Raw genomic sequence first — 20,981 nt, forward strand, 5'->3', positions numbered from 1 at the left:
CTTAGGCCTTGCCCCTTGCCGCCTGCTCCACAACCAGTGCGGCTATCTCCTCCGGCTTTTCCTCCTGCAGAAAGTGCTTGGCGTTTAGCTTGTGAACTTCCTTGAGGTTGGCGGCAAGCTTTATCTCTTCCCCATAGCGCTCGTACGTAAGCCCCGGGTCCTCGGCACCCCAGATTGCCTGAACAGGGTAAGGCACATTTTCTACGGCCTGGTAGCATAGGTTCCTGAAGACATCGGACTTCTCAAAATGCCGCATGATCTTGAGGAAGGCATCGCCCCCGTCCTCGCGCTTCAGCAAGTCCACGTAGGCGTAGGCTTCTTCCTTTGGCACAGCGTCGGCGTGCTCAACCCCCATCTGTGTAAACAGCAGGTACCATGTGGGGTGCGTGATGGATTTAAGCTCGGCCTCCCCCAGCACCGGCATCTCAAAGGGGCGCATCGGCAGCGGCTTTTTAAAAGTGTCTACATTTATCCAGGTGTTGAGTATACTTAGCGACAGGACTTTCTCCCGGTTCTCTGCCGCCATAGCGAACCCTATCGGCCCGCCGATATCGTGAATAAGCAGGTGGTACTGCTGGATACCCAGCACTTCGGCAGCACGCGCACAAAAGCGGGCAAAGGTGTGAAAGGTATAGTTAAAGTCCTTCGGCCTGTCGGAGAGGCCCAGGCCGGGCAGGTCGAGGCACACCCCGCGCATGCCTTTCCGGGCGAGGGCCTTTATCACCTTGCGGTACAGAAAGGAGGATGTGGGCACGCCGTGGATACAGAACACCGCTTCCCCCGCTCCCTCATCCAGCACAAAGGTTCGGATACCATCTACCTCAATATACCTGCCTGCGGCCCTGTGCTCTTCCAGCACCTGCTTTACCTCTTTGTCGTTACTCATGGCTACGTTGTTTTCAAGTCTTTGCGATTATTATACTAACGTGCTGGCAGGATTTCTTATCGTATGAAGCGGAGGTAGATGTAGTATCAAACACTTAAAAGCAACCAGCCAGCCCTCTGCAAAGCCAACACGGCAAAGCGTACACGTGTGCAGTAGCAACTGTCCGAAGCGCTAGACTCAGGAACGGGCCAACTACCAGAAAAAGCCTGGCAGGAAAAGCCCTTCGGCAAAAGCGCGCATCCTTACCCGAAGGCCGTTTCTACAGAGCCACCGTCTATGCGGTAGTTGCTGCCGTTTACAAAGCTGGCCTGCTCTGAGCATAAAAAAGCCACTACCGCTGCCACTTCCTCGGCTCTGCCACGGCGGTTTACCTTAATGTGCGGGCGCTTGTTCTCCAGAAACCACTGCACGGTCTCGTCTACAGAAGTGCCCCGCTCCTTCGCCTTCTGCTCCATCATGGTGTCTGTCATTGGAGTTTTGATGAAGGCCGGCGACACACAGTTAATCAGCAAGCCATCATGAGCGTAGGCCCTGGAAAGGCACTTGGCAAGGTTGACGATGGCGGCCTTCGCCGCGTTGTAGGGGCTTTCCTCTTCATAGGGCTGCATGGCGTTCTCCGAGGAAACCAGCACCACACGCCCCCAGCCCAGTTCCTGCATCTGCGGGATAAAAGCACGGCAGACACGTACGGCTCCCAGCAGGTCTACATTCAGGGTGTCGAGCCAGTCCTCGTCCGTGAGCTTCAGGAAGTCGCCGGCAGCCCCTCTTTCGCCGGCGTAGTGCGCCAGTATGTGTGCCCCGCCAAACGTCTCTTTCACCTGCTCTGCCAGCGCCTGCACATCTTCCGTTCGGGTCAGGTCTGCCTGTATGGCAACCACGTCCGCGGCACTTTGCGCCTGCTGCCGCACTTGGTCTGCCGCCGCCTGTAGTTCGGCATCCGTCTTATCCGTCAGGATGACCTTCGCCCCTTCGGCAGCCAGCACTTTGGCAGTGGCAAGGCCCATACCCGAGTCTGCCCCGGTTACCACGGCCACCCGGCCCGCTATCTTTAAATCCATGGCAATGTTCTTTTAGCGTGATAAAAAAGCGCCGTCGCAACACCTTTTGCTTGGTGGCTACCCGTTTTTCCTCTGATAACGGGAACACCTCCGTGGCTGCGCTTAGTTATAAAATCATTAACCTGATGTTTTGTTTGCGGCTCACCCCTTTGCTGCCCGCCCGGCTGCGCCAGCAACTAGGCGCAGCATTCGCTGCCCCTGCCAACGCCGTGGCTATTTTTTCTCTTTTTCCTGCGCTGCTTTGTAGTCTATAACCGCACCGATTAACGAGGCGTGCACGAAAGTCTGCGGCATGTTGCCCAAAAACTCTCCTGTCGCAGGGTCACCTTCCTCCGGCATCAGGCCGACATCATTCATAAAAGCCAGGGCAGCGCCCATAACCTGCTCAAACTTTTGCCAGTCGCGGCGCATCACCCAGTACTGCGCCACCCAAAAGGTGCCCGCCAGAAAAGCCCCTTCCCTTTTGGAGCTGTAATCCACGAGGTGGCGCCTGAACAGGTGCTGCTGGCAATAATCGCGCTCCAGCACCTCGAGGGTTTTAAGCACTTCGGGCGCTTCGGCATCGGTATAGGCCCAAATGGGGAAAAGGATGGCGCTCACGTCCACGGCTTCCGAACCGGCGAAAGCCGCGTACGCACCCTCTGAGGTCAGGCAGTTAGCAGCCACAAAGCGCCTGATGGCGGCAGCGGCTTCACACCATCGCTGCCGCTGCGCCTCCTCCTGGCTGTGCTCCGAGATAAACTCCAGGCTTACTGCCGCCACTACTTTACTAGACGTGTAATGCTGCTTCTGTGTCTCTTCCCACATGCCGTGATCCTTCTCCTGCCAGTGGTCGGTCAGGTAATCGGCCAGGTAGCTTACCAGCTCCCAGTGCTCCCTTGTGTTGAAGCGGTTGTAGATCAGCTTGGCCGCCAGCAGCACGTTGCTGATGGCATCCAGCTGCAGCTGATGGTTAGCGTCGTTGCCTACACGTACGGGGAGACTGTTGGCGTACCCCTGCAGGTGCTGCAGCAGGTGCTCTTCCGGGGCTGGTGCCTTATCCAGCGTAAAAAAGGGCACAACCGGCTCCGGCATACCTTGCATGGCATCGCAGATAAAGCTGAGGAAGCGCCGTTCCTCCTCTCCGTCGGAGCCGGCGCGGGTAAGGGCGCTGGCGATCATGGCTGCATCGCGGAGCCACACAAAGCGATAGTCGTAGTTGCGGTGGCCGCCCTTCACTTCGGGCAAAGAGGTGGTGCCAGCCGCAATAATCCCCCCGTTCTCGGCAAAGGTCATCAGGCGCAGCACCCGCAAAGAGTTGCGCACTTCCTCTTCGTAAGGCCCGTGGTAGGTGATGTGGCTGGTTACTTTTTTCCACTCCTGCTGCGTGGCCGCAAGTGCCTCCTGCAGTGCCTGCGGCTGTATATGCTGCTCCTGCTCACTCAGCACAAACCAGGAGCGCTCACCGGCGGGCACCTCGCACACGATGCGGTGCTGCTCCAGGCGCAGGGGGTGTGAGGCGTACAGAAAAAGAGCGCCATTTATACTTACGGCCCCTGCTTTTTGCTGCAGCTGCGGCTCCTGCATGCCGTATTCCGGCTTGGGAGAAAGTACCACCCGCAGATTTTCGGGGGCGGCGGAGAGCGACCGGCAGATGCCGTGGAAGGCGGCGTTCATCGGCATGTAGTCTTCTATTTCCAGCTCACCGGAGCTGCTGCGGAGCCTGGTGCACAGCACGCTGCTGTCGTTGCGGTAGGAGCGGGACATAAACGCAAGCCCCGGCGCATCGATACGCCAGGAGCCGCCCTGCGCTGCATCCAGGAGGCTTGCAAAAACGGCGGGCGCATCAAAGCGGCGCGGGCAGTACCACACTACGCTCCCGCTCCTGGAAATATAGGCGCAGGTGCGGCGGTCGCCGATTACAGCCAGGCCTTGGATTAGGGTTTCTCTCTCTTTCATTGTGTAGGGGCGCCGGCTTGGGTGCGGTTTGCCCGTTGCTATACTTACGGCACCTCGCCCTCCAGCGCTACAGCATCCTGTAAAACAAAAAAAGCCCGCTCCTGGTGAAGCGGGCTTGTGCAGTTTTATTAAAAGGCTTACTTCAGGTGTAGTTCCTGTCGCAGCGGCTCAAACTCGGTTTTGTTTTTCGTCCAGTAATCGCTTAGCAGCTTGCTTTTGCGAACGGCGCGGCTCACCTCCCGCTTCCCGCCTTCCAGCGGCTTTACCTCCTCCCAACCGGCAATTTCGTAGGGGAAAGCGGCGGTGTAAAAAATGCGCAGCTCACGCGGGTACGTTTTATACTTCACGTCCAGCACGCGCAGGTCTGCGGCGGCAAAGCCCGCCATGCTGTCCTGCGCAGCGGCCAGACTGACAAAGGCCTCCTCCGCGGCCAGCGGTGCGTGGGTCAGGCGCTGGTCCAGCAGGGCGGGGATCAGCTTTACCTCCCCCGTTGGCACCTGGCCTGGGTCCAGGCGCAGCAGCGTCCAGAGGTTGTCTTCGGGTATGGCGTCAAGGGTGAGTTCCTGATCGCTTTCCTGCTCAAAGTAGGAGAACAGCTGTGCTTTATACTTGCCATGGCTGCGGTTGAGCTGCGTGTACGTCTGCCCGCACCACTCCTGCGAACTGGCCGTAACCTTCACTGCCGGAATGCTATCGTACACCGGCGTAAACACCGAGAGCATCATGGAGTAAGGGTAAATGCCGGTCACAAACTTCTTGGTGAGATTCAGCTTCAGCACCTTCTGCGCATCCTGTTCGCTGGCCTGCGGGTTATCCAGCTTCACTTGTTTCTCTCTGGAGAAATCTTCCGTTACAAAGATCAGCACTGCCTCTCCGTCCCGCTTTTCGCCGTAGCGGTACTGCTCCAGCGCATAAGCGTTTAATTCGGCTTTGCCCTGGTACCAGTAAGCACCGAAGGCGGCATCGTTTATACTTCGGGGCGTGGGGTTGGAGGTCGTCGCGTCTGTGGGTTTGCAGCTTGCAATGCCAACAAGCAACAGCAGGTAAAGGAGGTTTTTCATGGTTGATGTACAGCAAACAGCATACCTGTTCCGGGCGCGGCAGCTGCTTGTGCCTTGGTAATTACTGGTTCTTTTTCTTGATGGAACACCGGCCGAAGCCGGCGCTGCTTTTTGTGACATTCATACTTCGGACGCCTGCAGCAGGGCCTTATCCAGCCGCTCCTGCAACTCCTTCAGAGACTTTAAGCTGTTCAGCTCCTCCGCCTCCAGCAGCACCTCTATCCTGTCTTCGCGGGTTTGCAGCGCCACCAGCGGGTACTGCTCCCGGACCGGTGAAAACTTCCACTCGTCTTTATAGATGAACTCCACCTCCATCGGCAGGCTACTCACGTAGTTGGTCCACGCCTGCTTCCGGGTAAACTTGCCATAGGTTAGCGCACACAGGCTACAGGCGTAGGTGCCGGGAGAGATGATTTTATGTGCGAAGTCAGTGAGTTTGTTAAAAAAGCCTTTCTCCGCGTTGTACACGAACTGTAGTTTCTGCTTCATGCGTCATATCTTTCTGTAGGATTGATAGGAGTGGTAAAACACCAGCAAATACCCCAGGGCCAGCATCCCATGGAAAACAAGCATCCCGTACTCCTGCTGCACAATGCCCCAAACGGCAACGCCCAGGAAGAGCAGGCCCAGCAGCCCCTCCGCGTACGTGGTGTAGGGCATGCGGATGTTCAGGTAAAAGTTTTCCTGCCACTTGTGCTGTCGCGCCTCCAGGTTAAACTTCGGCGTCCGGATAAAGGGCGACTTACGGCCGCTCCACCCCTCCCAAACGGCTACCGCATTGTGCAGGGCCAGCCCCATTGAGATGGAGAGAAACAGCGGGAAGTACAGCAAAAAGCCTCCCGTGCGCTTTGACTGGGAGACATTTCCCATCGCGTTCGCCTGAAAATACACCAGGCTGATCACGGCAAAGCTCAGCAGGGTTACCGCTCCTGCGTTAAAAACCACCAGCGGCAGCAGATTGTTTACCTTCGCCCAAAGCAGCGGTATGCTCGCCAGCGACGCCAGCAGCACCGCCACAAACACAGAGCTGTTCAGCAGGTGTGCCGTGGCGTGGCACTTTGTCTGCAGCGGGGCACGGGAGCGCAGCACGCTGCCCAAATGCTTCACCGCCGACTCTGCCCCGCCTTTTGTCCAGCGGAACTGCTGCGACTTGAGGGCACTCATCACCGGGGGCAGCTCCGCCGGCGACTCCACCTCCGGCAGGTACTTAAACCGCCAGCCTTTGAGTTGGGCGCGGTAGCTAAGGTCCAGGTCCTCGGTTAAGGTATCGTCCTGCCAGTTGCCCGCATCCAGAATGGTGGCTTTGCGCCAGATACCCGCCGTGCCGTTGAAGTTGATGTAGGCATTCAGGCTGCTACGGCCTACCTGCTCAATGTAAAAGTGGGCATCCAGGGCAAAAGCCTGTAGCCTGGTGAGGATGGAGTAGCCTTTGTTCAGGTGCGCCCAGCGGGTTTGCACCATGCCTGTTTCCGGGTGTGAGAAGTGGGGGACTGTTTGTTTCAGGAAGGTTGGCGAAGGAGTAAAGTCCGCATCAAAAATGGCGATAAACTCCCCTTTGGCCTGCTCCAGCCCATACCTGAGAGCGCCCGCTTTAAAGCCGCTACGGTCCTGCCTCCTGATGTGCCGGAACGGCAAGTGCGGGTACTGCTGTATACTTTGCTGGATAATCTGTGTAGTTTCATCGTCGCTATCATCCAGTAGCTGAAACTCGATTTTAGCTGCCGGGTAATCTAAGGCGGCAACCGTGTCTATCAGGCGCTCCACCACATACTTCTCGTTATATACCGGCAGCTGTACCGTTACCATGGGCCACACCTCCGGGGCAGGCGGTGTGGCGTTGCTGCCCTGCTTCAGGTAGCGCCGGAAACGGTAGAGCAGGTGTGCCTGCGCCAAACTATACAAGAGGATGAACAGCATGGCAGCGGCATACAGCAGCAGGCACAGTATGATCAGAACCTTCATTAATGCAGCACTTTTATGGAGTCGTTTCCTGTAAGTATGGGAATATCGGTGATGCGCCCTTGCTCCGGCCCGTTTTCCAGCTTCAGCACGCCCCTCGGGCACACAGTGGCGCAAATACCACAGCCGACACAGGAAGCGCGCACCACATTCTGCCCACGCTGCGCATACCAGCGCACATCGATGCCCATTTCGCAGTAAGCCGAGCAGTTGCCGCAGGAAATGCACTGGCCACCGTTGGTCGTAATCCTGAACCTGGACTTAAAGCGCTGCACAATGCCAATGTACGCTGCCAACGGACAGCCATAGCGGCACCACACGCGGTTGCCCATCAACGGGTAAAAACCCACGCCAATCACCCCGGCAAAGGCAGCTCCAATTAAAAAGCCGTACCATTGGTGCAGCACGTTTGTGTACTCCTCCAGCAAGGCAAAATCAGTAAAATAGTTGGCAATGGTCATAACCGTGATCACCACGATAATCACCAGGATCGGGTACACCAGCCAGCGTTCAACTTTCCATGCTTTCAACGATTTGTCGGAGAGGTGGCGGTAAGGGTCTCCGGCTGTTTCGGCGAGCCCTCCGCAGCCGCACACCCAGCTGCAGTACCAGCGCTTGCCGTAGAGGTAGGTAAAAACAGGCACTCCCACCAGCGCCAGCAGTGTACCCCAAATCAGCATAAACATACCCACTGCACCGCCGCCCAACATGCTGGCCACGCTATAGTCGAAGTAGAAATCGTAATCTAGGGGCCAGATGTTTTTAAGGTCCTGCCACGGTTTGTTGAGCAGCACCAGGATTTCCGGTATCAGGAAGGCAAAACTCAGCTGAAAGAACATGACCGAGGAGGTACGCACCAGCTGGTATGCATTGCCTTTGTACTTGCGGAACATCCGCACGCCCATCACCAGTATAGCCAAAGTATAGAGCGTGCCGTACAGGAACCACTGGCTGGCAGGTCCGCCGGAAAGCGCCCTGCTCAAGGGGTCTACTAACATGGTCCAGTTCACGAGGTACTCCGGGTACCAGTACAGCAGGATGTATACCGCGGTGAGGTAAACGCCCAGGGTTATGCCAACCCAGCCCCGCGATTTGTTGGAGGAGAACATCACGCCGTTGTTGCGCACGCCTGCCGGCTCGCCCCGGTGCTTCGGCAGGATGTAGAGCAAGGCCCCGGCGGCACCTAAAACCACCGTCAGGAAGAGCAACAGCAGCTTGTTGCTTTGCACAAAGCCCTGGCTGGCCACTTTGGTGAGCGCGAAAACATAGTCATCCCATATCACTCGGTCCCATTGCTGGCTGCGTTGCTGCTCTTCGTTGTAGTTATCGAGGTACTGGTTAAAGTCGGTGGCAAAAGCAAAGCTGGAGGAATAGGTTTTGCCCAGCATCGGTTGCAGCTCCTGCTTTAGCACCGCTACATGCTCCTGCTTAATTGTCTGCTCCAGTTGCTGTGCTGTGAGCTCGAACTGCCCCATAAAAAGCAGCGCGTTAAAGAGCAGCAAGCAGAGCAGGAATACTCCCAGCCCTATTTTCTGTGTTATCTTCATGCGGTTGTTCTGCTCCCTAAAAAGGAGAGCAGTCCTTTCTTCTTTTGTTTCTTTGGATGCAGGTTAGCACCAAACTGTTGGTTGTATGCCTGTAGCATGGCGCGCTGGTGCCTGTCGTAAAACTCAGGGTCGAAGTTGGCGCGGTGCATCTCTTCCAACACCTGCTCTACTGTCCAGTTCTCTTTCAGGGCCTCGTCAAAAAACTCGTGCCGCAGCCGCATGCCAAATGCATTCACCCCGTGCAGCCGCTTATCCTTGCCATTGAAAACTGCCCTGAAAGCCATTTTGCCACGCTCATGCTCCCAATAAAATGATGTTACCGGCTCGCTCCATTTGTTCGGCACCATGCCGTAGGTCTGGTACTCGATGTCGAAAAACTTGGCTGAGTTAAACCAGGGCCCGGGGTTATACCGTACGGGCTCCCGCGTCAGGTTGTGCGCCAGTGTCTCGCCATGCATGCGGCCGGTATACCACACCTGCTCCACACTTTTACGATGCGGAAGCGGCACGCGGTATTCGGCACAATCGCCGATGGCGTATACGTTGGGGATGTTGGTGGCAAAGTACTGATCGACCAGGATGCCTTTGTTCAGGTCAAGTGGTGTGTCTTTCACTAAACCGATGTTCGGGCTGACGCCTACGCCAAGGCCCACAAACTGGCAGGGAATCTCCTCGCCTGCAGCTGTCAAGACAGCACCTACCCGCCCTGTGCCATCATCCAGCACCTCCTGTAGTTCCGTTTCCAGGCGCAGGTCAATGTGGTGCTCGCGCATGTGGCGCATTATTAAGTCAGACTCTTCGGGCGGCAACACGCTTTCCCAGAAATGCTTTTCGCGCACCAGGAAGGTAACAGGTATGTTACGGCTAAGTAGCATTTCGGCCAGCTCAATACCTATCAAGCCTCCTCCTACCACCACGGCACGCTGGCAGTTGGCGGTGTTGGCGTTCATCTTTTCCAGGTCCTGATAACTGTACAGCCCCTGCACGCCCTCCAGCTCCTGGCCCGGCCAGCCAAACATGTTTGGCTTTGAGCCAAGGGCCAGAATCAGGATGTCGTATGGCAGTGGCTCCTGCTGCTGCAGTTGCAGTTCCTTTCTCTCGAAATCTATGCTTGTCACCCAGCCGTGCACCAGTTGCAGGCGGTTCTTTTCCCAAAACCAGTCCTCGTAGGGCTTGGTATGCGCATACTTCAGCTGCCCCATAAAAATGTACATCAGAGCGGTGCGGGAGAAAAAGTGCTCTGTTTCGCCGGAGATGATGGTGATCTGCGCTTCGCTGTCGCGTTTGCGGATGTGGCGCGCGCAGGTGACGCCGGAGATGCCGTTGCCGATAACCACAATGCGGCGGCCCGGGGTCTTGATGCAGAAATCAGCTGTCGGTTTTGTTTCCTCCATAGCGGTGGCTTCACGGATAATAGCAGCGGTTCTGCTGCTCTACGCCTTCTTGTACGGCTTTCCTCAAATTTACCTTAAATAACTCTGTTTTCTGTGCTTTTGTAGTAAAGTCGGATAGGTTGGTTTTTGTTTTATGAGTAGAGGATTCTGAGAACCCGGTGCACTTGCCTGCTGCTTTCACGGCGCTCCTCCTGGAGCCCCCCCCGCTTATGCCTCCAACTGCCGCAGCTAATTGTAGCTGTACTTCCGTAGCCGTTGCCCAGTGCATCTTCGGCCAAGTTACACTTTCCGGCTCCTGTTCATTCTCCAGCTCCCATTTACCTACTACTTAATGCTGGCTTTGGATCACTCACACCCGGGGCAGGAACAGCTCATGCCTCTGACGAAGCCGGGGAAAACAAGATAGCGGCGGTTATACCTTCTCTCATGCAGGTGTAGTTCCCCGTTTCCTGTTACAGGCACAGCCTCTGCCCCACCCACACGAGAATTCTTCCTAAAGTATAACCTACAGGCGTTCTGTAAGTATAGATACTACACAACCACCGCTAAAATGCAGAACGAAAAACATACCGCAGAAGAAGCTGCCTCAGTAGCCACACGCGTAGCAGGCGCCATCGGAAAAGGACTGGTGGCCGGCTTAATCGGCACCGCAGCCATGACCATAGCACAAATGGTCGAGATGCAACTCACGGGCCGTGGCGCCAGCAACACGCCTTACAAAGCCGCCAAAAAAGTATTCGGCGTAAAGGCAAAGGACAAAGAGTCTAAGAAAACCATCTCTAACCTGATGCACGTAGCCTACGGGGCCACCTGGGGGGTGCCAAGGGCGCTGATGGCGGAGTTCGGTGTGGACGGGGCTTCCGGCACCATGGCCCACTTTGGAGCAGTCTGGGGAACGGAGTTAACGGTTATGCCCTCCCTGCATGTGATGAAACCGGTTACGGAATGGAAGCCCAAAGCCATCAGCGAAGACATGCTGTTCCACAGCATCTATGCCGTGGCCACAGGGCTAGCCGCCGATGCCCTGGTTCGCTGGTCCAACGAAGACGACGAGGACTGACAGGAGAGTGGGATTTATACTTTCAGCCTAATTGTGAAGGTGCTCCCCTCCCCCTCCACACTATCTAACTGGATGCTGCCACCGTTGTTCTGCACGATCCGTTTCGCAATGTACAAGCCGATGCCTGTGCCTTTTACATGCACGTGGATGCGCTTGAACAGCTCAAACACCTTCTCCTTTTTATTGGCCGGAATACCCAGGCCGTTATCCTGTACCTGCAGAACAAAGAGACCGTTCTCTTGCCACGTTTTCACCTGAATGTGCGGTTTGCGGCCCGGGGAGCGGTATTTGATAGCGTTACTTATCAGGTTATACAGTATACTTTTGAGGTTGCGCTTGGCAAAGTGCACCTGGGGAGCACCGGAACAGTCAAGGTCAATCTGCGCCTGAGCTGCGCTGAGCTGAAAGGAAATGAGCTCCTTTACCTCCTCCACCAGCTGGTCTACCTGCAGCAGGGCCGCTTCCTGCTCAAAGCTCCTTTGGATGCGGGCAACCTCCGTCAGGTCCTCCACCGTGTTTTTAAAGCGCTGCACGGAGGCCTTTATATGCTTCAGCTCCTCCGCCACCACCTGCGTGCCTTCGCCTAAGCTAGCCTCCAGCAGCCCCACCAGCCCCTCGATGTTCAGAATCGGGGATTTCAGGTCATGGGAGGCCGTGTACACAAACGTATCCAGGTCTGCGTTTAAGCGCGTTAGGTGCGCGTTCATACGCTCCAGCTCTTCCAGGTGCGCCTGCGTATGCTGCTGTGCCTGCACTGTAGCGGTAATATCGTTGATGATAAGCAGCTGAAGGCCGTCTGCGCGCTGCGCATTTACCTGGGCCAGGGAAGCCTCCAAATACTTCACCTGCTCCTGTAGCCTTAGCTCGAACACTTTCTTGGGCTCCCGTATCGGCGCCTGGCTCACAAACAGCTGCACCGCCGGCTGCACTTCCGCCGGAAAGAGCTCTCGCAGCGACGCGCCCAGTATCTCCCGTTCAGTTTTCCCGAAAAGATGGGCGGCGTACGCATTGATTGTAAGCACATTGCCCTGCCCCGATACCAGCACCGCCCCGATTGGCGCCACCTCCAGCACTTTGGCTGTATAGTCGCCCCGCACCTTATCCAGCACCGAAGCGTTGAGATCCATCTGGGGGGAAACCGACTTCCGAATATGCTGAAAACTTCTACGCTGCTCAGAACGCAGGATGGCATCCTGCACAATGCTTACCAGCCGCTCCCGCACCTGGTTTGACACGCACGTTACCGTTGGCCCGATAAAAGGGGAAAACTGCAGCGACTGCTTTACGCGCACGAAATTCTGCTCATCGTTTACCAGCAGCACCGACAAATGCTTATCGCCGGCATAGGCCTCCTGCGCCACACGCACCGGGTTGTGTACCTCCTCCCCCACTACAAGCACGCTGTACCTGGCCAGGGTGGCTTGCAGCGATTTAATCTCACTTTCACGTATTTCGCTAAAAGCGACACCCCCATCCTGGAGGCCGGACTTCAGCAGTTCCAGCGTCGCGTCATGAAGGCCGGTGTAAAGTATAGCTGACATGGGGCTTAGCTGTCCAGGATAGGTTGCTCCAGCAGGGCGCGGCCCAGCCAGGTATAAAGAATGTCTGTGGTGGGAGCCATGATGTGCGCGGCCCGCGCATCGCGCAGCAGCACCTCTAACCTGGAGCTTTCGCGGTAAGCGATCCCACCGGTCAGCGTCATGGCCTCGTTTACCACCTCCACCACACAGGTAGCCACCTCGGCTTTAGCCGAAATAATACCCAGCACGGCCATGGCGTCACCACTGTCGTACTGCTGGCAGGCATGGTAGATGAGGCGCCGTGTGCGCTCCACTTTCGCCCACAGCGTACCGAGCCGGTGCTGCAGCAGTTGGTTCTGGCTCAGCGATATGCCACTGTGGCTGTAGGTGCGCTGCATCAGGTGCTCACGCGCCTCGTTCAAGGCGGCCTGGGCAACCCCAAGGTAAGTTCCGGACATGGCGGTCAGGAAGTAAGGAGCAACCACCTGAAACACATACCACACCTGATCGCCGTGCTCCCCCAGCAGGTTGGCGGCCGGCACTTTTACATCTTTCAGGGCAAGGCTGCGGGAAGAGTTGCCCCGCATTCCCAGCCCCTTCCACTCCGGCCCCCACTCCAGCCCCTGTGCATCGCTTTCCACCACAACGCAGGAGAACTCGTACTGCGCCGCCTCCGGGTCCACTCCCATCGTAGAGATGACGTAAGAGTCGGCCTTGCCTCCGTTGGTTACAAAGGTTTTCTTCCCATTCAGCAAAAACTCGTTTTCAGAGACAGACAACAACTGCGTTTGCGGGTAGTAGAAGTGTGCCCCGGTACCCGGTTCGCTCAGCGCCAGTGTGGTCAGGTGTTCGCCGGCGGCAATACGCTCCAGGAAATGCTCCTTTTGATGGGAGGTGGCTTTGGCGGCGATCATGGCTGAGCCGACACAGTGCATGCCGAAGCAAAGCCCCGTTGAGGCCGATTCCTGCCCAATGGTTTCGCAAGCCTGTGCCAGGCCGTAAAGCCCCTGCCCCAAGCCGCCACTCTCCTTCGGCACAACAAAGCCGCCCAGGCCCTCGCGCTGAAAGGTTCGCATGCTTTTCTCAGGCCACCAGGCCTCCCTGTCCACGGCGACAGCCTCCTCACGCACAACGCCTTCAGCAATATCTTTTATCTGGTTCAGTACTTTCTCTAAGCTCATGTGGTTTTACAGTGGCAGCAGTATATACAAGGTACTTTGGCAGGTTACTGCAGTGTTCGGAAGTGTGGTGTAACGCTTGTTTCGATAAAGGTATACACTTCTTTTCACAAGCGTAGCAAAACCACTTTACTTTAATCGTACAGCAACTGTTACAGCAGCGCTACGACCGTAACAACGGCTGGCACAACAGGAATCTATACGAGCTTTGCACCAAAATGCGTATACTGCAGCTTTCTAAAAAACACCTCGTTTGCTTATGCGTCTTTACCTGATCCTAATGGCCCTGCTGGCTTTTGCCGCCACAGCTGTAGCACAGCAGAAACCGAATCTTGTAACCTGGCAGCAGATTGCAGAAATGCCTGTGCCTGCTGCAGACCACATCATCAAGTATGGACCTGATGCGCTTCAGTTTGGAGAGCTGCGACTGCCTGAAGGTAAAGGTGAGTTTCCAGTGGTAGTGGTAGTACATGGCGGCTGCTGGCTGAACGAGTATAATTTAGAGTACATGAGCCACCTAAGCGAGGAACTGACTAAGGCTGGGTATGCTACCTGGAATATTGAGTTCAGGCGTGTAGGTGACGTAGGTGGTGGCTGGCCCGGCACATTTCAAGATGTAGCCTTGGCAACTGATTACGTGCGAGAACTGGCAAAGTCATATCCGATAGATGCAAAACGTGTTGCCGTGATCGGGCATTCGGCTGGTGGGCACCTGGCGCTCTGGCTGGCTGCGAGGCATCACTTGCCAAAATCAAGCTCACTGTATGCTAAGAAGCCGCTTAAGCTTAAAGGTGTTATATCGCTGGCTGGTATTGCCGATTTAGAAACTTACAGCCAGCAGGAAGGCAGTTGCAATGCAGCTGTGCCACAACTGATGGGCGGCTCGCCTACAGATTTCCCAGAGCGGTACGCTCAGGCTTCGCCGCAGCAGATGTTACCATTGCAGGTGCCAAGCCGCTTGGTACAAGGTAAGCGCGACCCAATTGTACCTGTGGCACAGGCTGAGAATTTTGCTCAAAAAGCGAAAGCGGCAGGAGATAATGCTCAAGTTGTACTTCTACCTGATGCAGGACATTTTGATTTAGTGGCTCCATCCTCTCCTGCTTGGCCGCAAGTGCTAAAGGCAGTGCAGGAACTCTTGTAAATATTTTAGCTGTATACTTAAACCTTACATTGAAAATCCCTTCTAAAAAGGAATTAAGCCGATAAATCATAAAAACTAATCATTCTAAACCTGACATGAAATCTACATTAATTGCGGCAGGTATCTGCTTTACCCTGGCTATGCCTGGCGCATTTGCACAGTCGGCCAACGTACCGAAACCAGTAGCAAAATCGCTGAGCAAGGTAAAGCCGGATGACATAAAAGCACACATTGCTTACCTGGCTGATGACAAGCTGCTTGGTCGTAAACCAGGTACACCCGGCTACCAGATGGCAGTAGATTATGTAACAGATCAGTTCAAAAAAATGAATGTGGCTCCGGCAGGTGAAAACAATTCATACCTGCAGACGGTCCGTATCCGCACTGCCACACCTAACCCTGATGCTACGTTGAAACTGCAGGCAAACGAAGGAGCAGCCGAGGCATTAAAAGATGGAGTGGAATTCTCTGTATACCCCAACCCTGCTAAGCCAGAGGTAAACCTAGAGGAGGCTCCGCTTGTTTTTGCTGGCTACGGCATCAGTGCGCCCGATATGAACTATGACGACTATGCTAACATAGATGCGAAAGGTAAAGTTGTGGTAATTATGCGTGGCACACCAGAAGGCTTCCCCTCCACCGTATCGTCTTACAGCATGGATATGCAAACCATTCTGAATACAGCTGCTGCACACGGTGCGGTTGGTGTTTTGGTAGGTAGTACAAACCCAAAAGGTGGCGTGCCAAACTTCTCCAGAGGGGTTAGCAGCGTAATAGGTGCAGACGGAAAAGTGGCAGCCTCCCGCAGCTACCATGACGACATTAAGTTGCTTGGCATGCTTCACCACGATACGTTCCAGAAGTTGTTGTCATCGGCTGGATTAGAAGTGGCACAAGCTGCTGCAAGTATAAAATCAGGCAAAACAACTTCGGCAGCCTTACCTTTTAGCATCAGAGGCAGCTACGGTAGCAGCTACAACGATATTGAAAGCTACAATGTGGTAGGGAAAATTGAAGGCTCTGACCCTAAACTGAAAAACGAGTATGTGGTACATAGCGCTCACCTCGACCACGTTGGCATTGGCAGACCTATCGATGGTGATTCTATCTACAACGGCGCCCATGACAATGCCTCTGGTGTAGCCAGTCTGCTGGAGATTGCCAATGTATACTCTAGGCTCAAGAACAAGCCAAAGCGCTCTGTCCTGATTGTAATGGTTACCGCTGAAGAAATGGGCTTGTTGGGATCTGCATACTTTGCTAAATATCCTACCGTACCGTCGTCGCAAATCGTTGCTGATATCAACACAGATATGCCAACGCTTATCGCTCCGCTGCTAGCCGTAGTGCCTTTAGGAGCCGCTCATTCTTCTTTAGAGGATGAGGTGAAGCAGGCGAGCAATTACTTAGGCCTGGATGTTGAGCAGGACCCGGAGCCAGAGCAAAATCGTTTTGTGCGCAGCGACCAGTACAGCTTTGTAACGCAAGGGGTACCAGCCCTCCACATCAAGTATGGCAACAAAACCGCTGACGGCAAAAACAACCTGGACGAGACCGTGAAAGTATGGCGTGAGAAGTATTACCACAAGCCACAGGATGGCTTGGAAGGTGGTGTTTTTGATTTTGATGCTGCTAAGAAGTATGCTCAGCTGAATTTCCTAATTGGCTATTTAGTAGCGCAGGATGCTGATAGACCAACCTGGAAAGAAGGTGATTTCTTCGGAAGTCGCTTTGGAAATTTACAGTAGCGATAATGTTAAAATTTAGAGTATTGAAAGAGCCGGGTAAGAGTTCCCCGGCTCTTTTGTTTTACTTCAGTACGGTCTCTATGTCACAACTACTAAATAACACTGCCCCATCTCTGGTGCAAGTCTACAGACCTGTGTTTTACTATGATGTTGAGTTTGCAATTCGGCTGGCTTGCAAAGCCATACTTGCTTAGCGGCAGCTATACTTGTTGCAGTCATACTTCCAAAGTTCTTTCCTGGCGCAAGCGTCCGCTTGTGCCTTTGACTGCCGCTGCTTATACTTCCATAGCTTCTGCTTACTGCTTCTCCAGCCAAGCTATACGTGTTAGTTTCTGTTCATCCTCCAGCTCCCACACACCTATCGTTTCACCTCTGGCTTTGGAGCGCTCAAGCCCGCGAGGGCTCGTCCTCGGGTATCGCGCTGTGTGCCTGAAGCTGCTCCTCGCTCCGCTGCGGGCTGCCCTTACGGGCACCGCAACATGCACAAGGCGCTCAACCCAAGGACTGGGGATGTTTCAGATAGCTACTGCTATAGCTTCTTATAGACACACCATCTTATAAATACAGGATCTGTAGGGACAGATTGCGGCCTGTCCGCGCGACACCGCCCGCTATGAAATTTATAGTTATGAAATGGCAGCTATAAGCTTCCCTCCTTAGATAAGGAGAGGCTAAGGGTGGTTGAAACAGTAGCCTATAAGCAAAAAAACTCCCCTGCACTAAAAGCACAGGGGAGCTTGCATATGCTCTAATCAAATTTAGTAGCTAAGTGTCATTTTATCGCTGTCGTTTTTGATAACGAAGCTTTGCACGTTATAGCCTTCCCGTGGGTTTGAAACTCCTTGCGGATCGAAGCGTGAAATTGGATCGATGAACGATGCGAAATCCTGCTGTGACTTTTGAGTTTTGCCGTTCAGCTTCACTTTCGCTTTATCGTCAAAACCGTGCAGCATCACTTTTATGTTCTTAAAGTTTGAGTTGTAGTTACCTTCTACTTTATCAAACGTGATGGTTTTGCGGCGTGCGTCGTAGTTGATGTTTCGCTTGTAATAGGCACCCTTCTGGTACTCGTAGCTCTTGCCATCATCCTCATAATACACAAAGCTGTTATTTACATCGCCTTTGTAAATGTGTACCGTCAGCGTGTCGGTTGGCTTCTCAGAAGTACTCTGCACCAGCGACTGCATCGGGATAATGCTGCTTTCCTTCACGTAGATCGGTAGCCTGTGGTAGCTGATCGGGATGATCTCTTCACGGTTACCAGTCTCCACCTCGCCCGTATACAAGTTATACCACTTGCCTTGCGGGAAGTATACTTTACCGTAGTTTTTGCCACTCTCGAAGGGCATGATCAGGAAGGCTTTTCCGAACTGGAACTGTGTGTCAAACTCTCCATTGTATACCTTCGGGTCATGGGTGTAATCAATCGCTAGCGTACGCATCAGCGGTTGGCCCGTCTGAGATGCCAGGTAGAAGTTGGAGTAGATGTATGGCATCAGTCTGTAGCGCAGGTTGATGAAGTTACGCGAGATTTCGGTTACTTCTTCACCGTAAGCCCAAGGCTCTGATGACTTAGAGTTTACACCCGTGTGGTTACGGAAGTATGGCGTAAAGGCACCAAGCTGAATCCAGCGGGCATAGAGCCCGATAGACGGGTTACCTGTAAAGCCGCCAATATCCATGGCAGAGAATGGAATACCACTCACACCCATACTATTAAGTAAGCGGATGCCCAGCAGCATATGGCTGTCTTCTGAACGGTTATCACCCGTCCAAATGGCAGTGTAGCGCTGAGAGCCAGAGAAGCCCGCACGAGAAAGCAGGAATGGACGCTGGTTTGGCTGGTGCTCACGAGCACCTTCGTAGCTGGCGCGGGCCATTTGCAAGCCGTATACGTTACGCCCTTCTTTATGCGAAGTAAGATGGCCGTCGTACTGAAACAGCACGTTGTTTGGCATTTTCTGGCCCCAGGTAGCAATCTCGTTCATGTCGTTCCAGAAGCCGTCTACGCCAGTCTCGGAAAAGAACTTAATCTCTTTTTTCCACCATTCACGGCCAGCGTCGCCGGTAAAGTCCGGGAAGTGCGTCCAGCCTGGCCATACCTGGCCTGTATAGTATTCCCCGTCGGTATACTTCAGGAAAATATCACTTTGCTTGCCACGCTCATAAGCACCGTAGTTTTCTTCTACTTTGATGCCCGGGTCTACAATCACCGTTGTTTTGAAGCCCATGTTCTCCAGTTTCTTGTTCATCTCGGCTGGGTTAGGGAATCGGCTCTTGTCCCAGGTAAAGAGTTTGTAGGCATCCATGTAATGGATATCCAGCGTAATACCGTCGGCAGGGATTTTCTTTTCACGAAGCGTCTGTGCAATACGCATTACCTCTGTATCCGGGTAGTAGGAATAGCGGTTCTGCTGGTATCCTAAACTCCACAGCGGCGGCAGGTCCATGCGGCCGGTAATGTCTGTGTATGATGTAATGATATCAGCCAGCTTGGTGTGGTAGATGAAGTAATAATCCATCTCGCCACCCTGTGCCCCAAAAGAAGAGAAACGGTTATTGCTGGCTCCAAAGTTAAAATCGCTCTGATAGCTGTTATCGAAGAAGATACCGTAATTCAGGCCGTTGTGAATACCCACATAAAAAGGAATGGTAGCATACAGCGGATCCTGCCCTGTACTATAGCCATAGGCATCTGTGTTCCAGTTGGTGTACCCGTTACCACGGCGGTCCAGGCCACCTGTTTTCTCACCAAGGCCAATGAAACGCTCGCCTTCCTGCATATGCTTATAGGTGGTCACCTCCTCGCCTATCCATGAAGTTGTTAAGCCTTTCTCGTCTTGGTTGATTACTTTGCCATCTTTGGTAAAAAACGCCACCGCAAAAGGGTTCTTGCTGATACGAGCCACCAGCGAGTCTGTCGTGATAGTAACTTCGCTATTGCTTTGGGTAATATTGGCTTGGGCCTGCTTTGGCTTACCAACAACGGCATAAGAGAAGTTTTCGCCAAGCGGCTTCTTATCCATGCGCACGTGTACTACGGTCGGGCTGTAGACACTTACCTGTATGTGGCCGTTGTTATCGGTGGTAAGGTCAACTACCTGTCCGTTAATTTTCACATCGCTTACATTCCCCACCTGGTGCACCGGGCCATTGCCTTGGCCAAAAGAGGCAAAGCTAAGCGCCGACAGCACAAGCGTTGAAGCAAGCTGTTTGCAAGTAAATTTCATGTTGAAGGTTTGATGTTTGAAGGTTAGCAGGATGAAGGTACCCCGGCGGAAGTCACTGCCGGGGTACCTTGTAAAGTTTCTACAACTGCATTATTGAGAAGTACACATACAGCTGTGGCAGGTGCAGTTTACTGCTTGGTAAGTGTGTAGTTATAGTATCCGGGCGTACTTAGATCGAGTATAATCTCATAGGTACCAGCTTCTTTAACCTTTATATTATCGTTGCTACCTTTGTCTACATAGCCGTCACCTGGGCTGTCATCTCCATAGTCCAGGCCCCAGGCATCGTTTGCTCTGAATTTTAAATCGCCTTCGGTCAGAGGAAGCGTCACTGCCCACACACCTCTCTCAGGATCATAGGTCAGATCATGGTCGGCTATCACATCGCTGGCCCATCCTTTAGGAGTTGCGCTGCCAGTTACCCCCCACTCTACCTTGGTAGCAGACCAGGTAAGTTCTTTGGTATCAACTTTTAGCAGATAAACACCAGGCTCACTCACTGTCAGGTTATCAGCGTCTCCGGCAGTAGATAATGTTCCGGCTGTTGCTCCTGCACCATAGTTCGGTCCATCCCAGTTCGGTTTGCTTGTGAATTTAAACCCTTTAGCGACAGTACCCATGTACACATATCCCTCAAAAATACCATCATCATCCAGAGAGGCAACTTTGGGCGCAGTAGCGTGGTCCCATCCCTGGTATTCTCCAGGAACATAAAGTGACGTATACTCAATGATATCCAGATACGGCACTACAGACACCGTTACTGGCTCAGAATACAGCGGCGTTACCTCTGTAGAAATATCTGCCTTTACGCGCAACTCCATAGTAGAGGCAGCACCCACAGGCAAGCCAAGTTTAGCGGCCAAAGCGTTGAATTCTTTTACAGTGAACGCTTTCTTCGTGGCGTTGATACCAGAAACCTCTTTGGGCTTAGCGAACTCGTTGCCGGGCATATCATATTGGATGCTGTAAGCCACAGCTGCCTGGTAGCCGAACTCCGCGGGTGTCCAGTTAAGCGTTATGACAGTATCCGTTGCCGCATCTTTCACTAAATCCACAGCCGTGGCAGATGCTGTTAGCTCCGGCGCATCTCCTACGCGGAGTACCGTCATGTCCTCGTCTTTCTCGCAGCTCACTAAAGCCAGTGAAGCCACAAAAAACAGTAATGATCTATTTATCCAGTTTTTCATATAAAACTTCTTTACAGTTTAAAAAGCAGCGCCCGCCAGCAGCAGCAGCTCTGGCGGGTGCTGCAAAT

15 protein-coding genes are annotated in these 20,981 nt (G+C 53.8%); 3 read left to right on the plus strand and 12 right to left on the minus strand.

Annotated features, from left to right (window positions below):
• Position 1: 1 nt before the first annotated feature.
• From CA264_RS08995 to CA264_RS09030, 8 genes are all read right to left on the minus strand, one after another.
• Positions 2 to 886: an alpha/beta fold hydrolase gene (locus CA264_RS08995; protein ID WP_025606477.1), complete on the minus strand. Its 885-nt coding sequence runs from the start codon at positions 884 to 886 to the stop codon at positions 2 to 4.
• Between the two features lie 242 nt (positions 887 to 1,128).
• Positions 1,129 to 1,944 carry an SDR family NAD(P)-dependent oxidoreductase gene (locus tag CA264_RS09000; protein WP_025606479.1) on the minus strand — a complete coding sequence of 272 codons (816 nt, stop codon included), beginning with the start codon at positions 1,942 to 1,944 and terminating at the stop codon, positions 1,129 to 1,131.
• 213 nt (positions 1,945 to 2,157) lie between these two features.
• On the minus strand, positions 2,158 to 4,011 hold the full coding sequence (locus CA264_RS09005) for a glycoside hydrolase family 15 protein (protein ID WP_335682959.1): 1,854 nt from the start codon (positions 4,009 to 4,011) through the stop codon (positions 2,158 to 2,160).
• Positions 4,012 to 4,019: 8 nt separating this feature from the next.
• Positions 4,020 to 4,943, minus strand: a complete 924-nt coding sequence (locus CA264_RS09010; RefSeq protein ID WP_025606482.1) for a hypothetical protein — start codon at positions 4,941 to 4,943, stop codon at positions 4,020 to 4,022.
• Positions 4,944 to 5,063: 120 nt separating this feature from the next.
• Entirely contained in the window at positions 5,064 to 5,432 is a 369-nt protein-coding gene (locus CA264_RS09015) for a hypothetical protein (protein ID WP_025606484.1), read from the minus strand.
• A gap of 3 nt (positions 5,433 to 5,435) precedes the next feature.
• Positions 5,436 to 6,905, minus strand: coding sequence for a glycosyltransferase (locus tag CA264_RS09020; RefSeq protein WP_025606487.1), 1,470 nt, complete (start codon positions 6,903 to 6,905; stop codon positions 5,436 to 5,438).
• Positions 6,905 to 8,449 (minus strand): 4Fe-4S binding protein, encoded by a 1,545-nt coding sequence (locus CA264_RS09025; protein ID WP_025606489.1) that lies wholly within the window; start codon positions 8,447 to 8,449, stop codon positions 6,905 to 6,907. The genes CA264_RS09020 and CA264_RS09025 overlap by 1 nt, the downstream gene beginning before the upstream one ends.
• Entirely contained in the window at positions 8,446 to 9,843 is a 1,398-nt protein-coding gene (locus tag CA264_RS09030) for an NAD(P)/FAD-dependent oxidoreductase (RefSeq protein ID WP_025606491.1), read from the minus strand. Before CA264_RS09030 ends, CA264_RS09025 begins: the two co-directional genes overlap by 4 nt.
• 550 nt (positions 9,844 to 10,393) lie before the next feature.
• Here CA264_RS09030 and CA264_RS09040 point away from each other — a divergent pair.
• Complete coding sequence (locus CA264_RS09040) at positions 10,394 to 10,903, plus strand: hypothetical protein (protein WP_025606493.1); 510 nt, start codon at positions 10,394 to 10,396, stop codon at positions 10,901 to 10,903.
• Positions 10,904 to 10,917: 14 nt separating this feature from the next.
• Here the strand turns inward: CA264_RS09040 and CA264_RS09045 are convergent, their stop codons facing one another.
• Positions 10,918 to 12,444 carry a sensor histidine kinase gene (locus CA264_RS09045; protein WP_025606495.1) on the minus strand — a complete coding sequence of 509 codons (1,527 nt, stop codon included), beginning with the start codon at positions 12,442 to 12,444 and terminating at the stop codon, positions 10,918 to 10,920.
• A 5-nt stretch (positions 12,445 to 12,449) separates the two neighbouring features.
• Positions 12,450 to 13,604, minus strand: coding sequence for an acyl-CoA dehydrogenase family protein (locus tag CA264_RS09050; protein ID WP_036775973.1), 1,155 nt, complete (start codon positions 13,602 to 13,604; stop codon positions 12,450 to 12,452).
• 256 nt (positions 13,605 to 13,860) lie between these two features.
• On the opposite strand from CA264_RS09050, the gene CA264_RS09055 reads away from it, so the two are divergent.
• Together CA264_RS09055 and CA264_RS09060 are read left to right on the plus strand one after the other, a co-directional pair.
• Positions 13,861 to 14,745 carry an alpha/beta hydrolase family protein gene (locus tag CA264_RS09055; protein WP_237151201.1) on the plus strand — a complete coding sequence of 295 codons (885 nt, stop codon included), beginning with the start codon at positions 13,861 to 13,863 and terminating at the stop codon, positions 14,743 to 14,745.
• Between the two features lie 95 nt (positions 14,746 to 14,840).
• On the plus strand, positions 14,841 to 16,493 hold the full coding sequence (locus tag CA264_RS09060) for a M28 family peptidase (RefSeq protein WP_025606497.1): 1,653 nt from the start codon (positions 14,841 to 14,843) through the stop codon (positions 16,491 to 16,493).
• Positions 16,494 to 17,251: 758 nt separating this feature from the next.
• Here the strand turns inward: CA264_RS09060 and CA264_RS09065 are convergent.
• Positions 17,252 to 19,723, minus strand: coding sequence for a glycoside hydrolase family 31 protein (locus tag CA264_RS09065; RefSeq protein ID WP_025606499.1), 2,472 nt, complete (start codon positions 19,721 to 19,723; stop codon positions 17,252 to 17,254).
• A 128-nt stretch (positions 19,724 to 19,851) separates the two neighbouring features.
• Entirely contained in the window at positions 19,852 to 20,913 is a 1,062-nt protein-coding gene (locus CA264_RS09070) for a SusE domain-containing protein (protein ID WP_025606500.1), read from the minus strand.
• Positions 20,914 to 20,981: the final 68 nt, after the last annotated feature.

The organism is Pontibacter actiniarum, assembly GCF_003585765.1.
Classification (GTDB): Bacteria; Bacteroidota; Bacteroidia; order Cytophagales; family Hymenobacteraceae; genus Pontibacter; species Pontibacter actiniarum.

Bases quoted from the DNA above. Each gene is read 5' to 3' on its own strand.
- CA264_RS09060 (WP_025606497.1), top strand. From the start codon at position 14,841: ATGAAATCTACATTAATTGCGGCAGGTATCTGCTTTACCCTGGCTATG.
- CA264_RS09020 (WP_025606487.1), bottom strand. From the start codon at position 6,905: ATGAAGGTTCTGATCATACTGTGCCTGCTGCTGTATGCCGCTGCCATG.
- CA264_RS09045 (WP_025606495.1), bottom strand. From the start codon at position 12,444: ATGTCAGCTATACTTTACACCGGCCTTCATGACGCGACGCTGGAACTG.
- CA264_RS09000 (WP_025606479.1), bottom strand. From the start codon at position 1,944: ATGGATTTAAAGATAGCGGGCCGGGTGGCCGTGGTAACCGGGGCAGAC.
- CA264_RS09025 (WP_025606489.1), bottom strand. From the start codon at position 8,449: ATGAAGATAACACAGAAAATAGGGCTGGGAGTATTCCTGCTCTGCTTG.
- CA264_RS09065 (WP_025606499.1), bottom strand. From the start codon at position 19,723: ATGAAATTTACTTGCAAACAGCTTGCTTCAACGCTTGTGCTGTCGGCG.
- CA264_RS09055 (WP_237151201.1), top strand. From the start codon at position 13,861: ATGCGTCTTTACCTGATCCTAATGGCCCTGCTGGCTTTTGCCGCCACA.
- CA264_RS09030 (WP_025606491.1), bottom strand. From the start codon at position 9,843: ATGGAGGAAACAAAACCGACAGCTGATTTCTGCATCAAGACCCCGGGC.
- CA264_RS08995 (WP_025606477.1), bottom strand. From the start codon at position 886: ATGAGTAACGACAAAGAGGTAAAGCAGGTGCTGGAAGAGCACAGGGCC.
- CA264_RS09040 (WP_025606493.1), top strand. From the start codon at position 10,394: ATGCAGAACGAAAAACATACCGCAGAAGAAGCTGCCTCAGTAGCCACA.
- CA264_RS09070 (WP_025606500.1), bottom strand. From the start codon at position 20,913: ATGAAAAACTGGATAAATAGATCATTACTGTTTTTTGTGGCTTCACTG.
- CA264_RS09015 (WP_025606484.1), bottom strand. From the start codon at position 5,432: ATGAAGCAGAAACTACAGTTCGTGTACAACGCGGAGAAAGGCTTTTTT.
- CA264_RS09050 (WP_036775973.1), bottom strand. From the start codon at position 13,604: ATGAGCTTAGAGAAAGTACTGAACCAGATAAAAGATATTGCTGAAGGC.
- CA264_RS09010 (WP_025606482.1), bottom strand. From the start codon at position 4,943: ATGAAAAACCTCCTTTACCTGCTGTTGCTTGTTGGCATTGCAAGCTGC.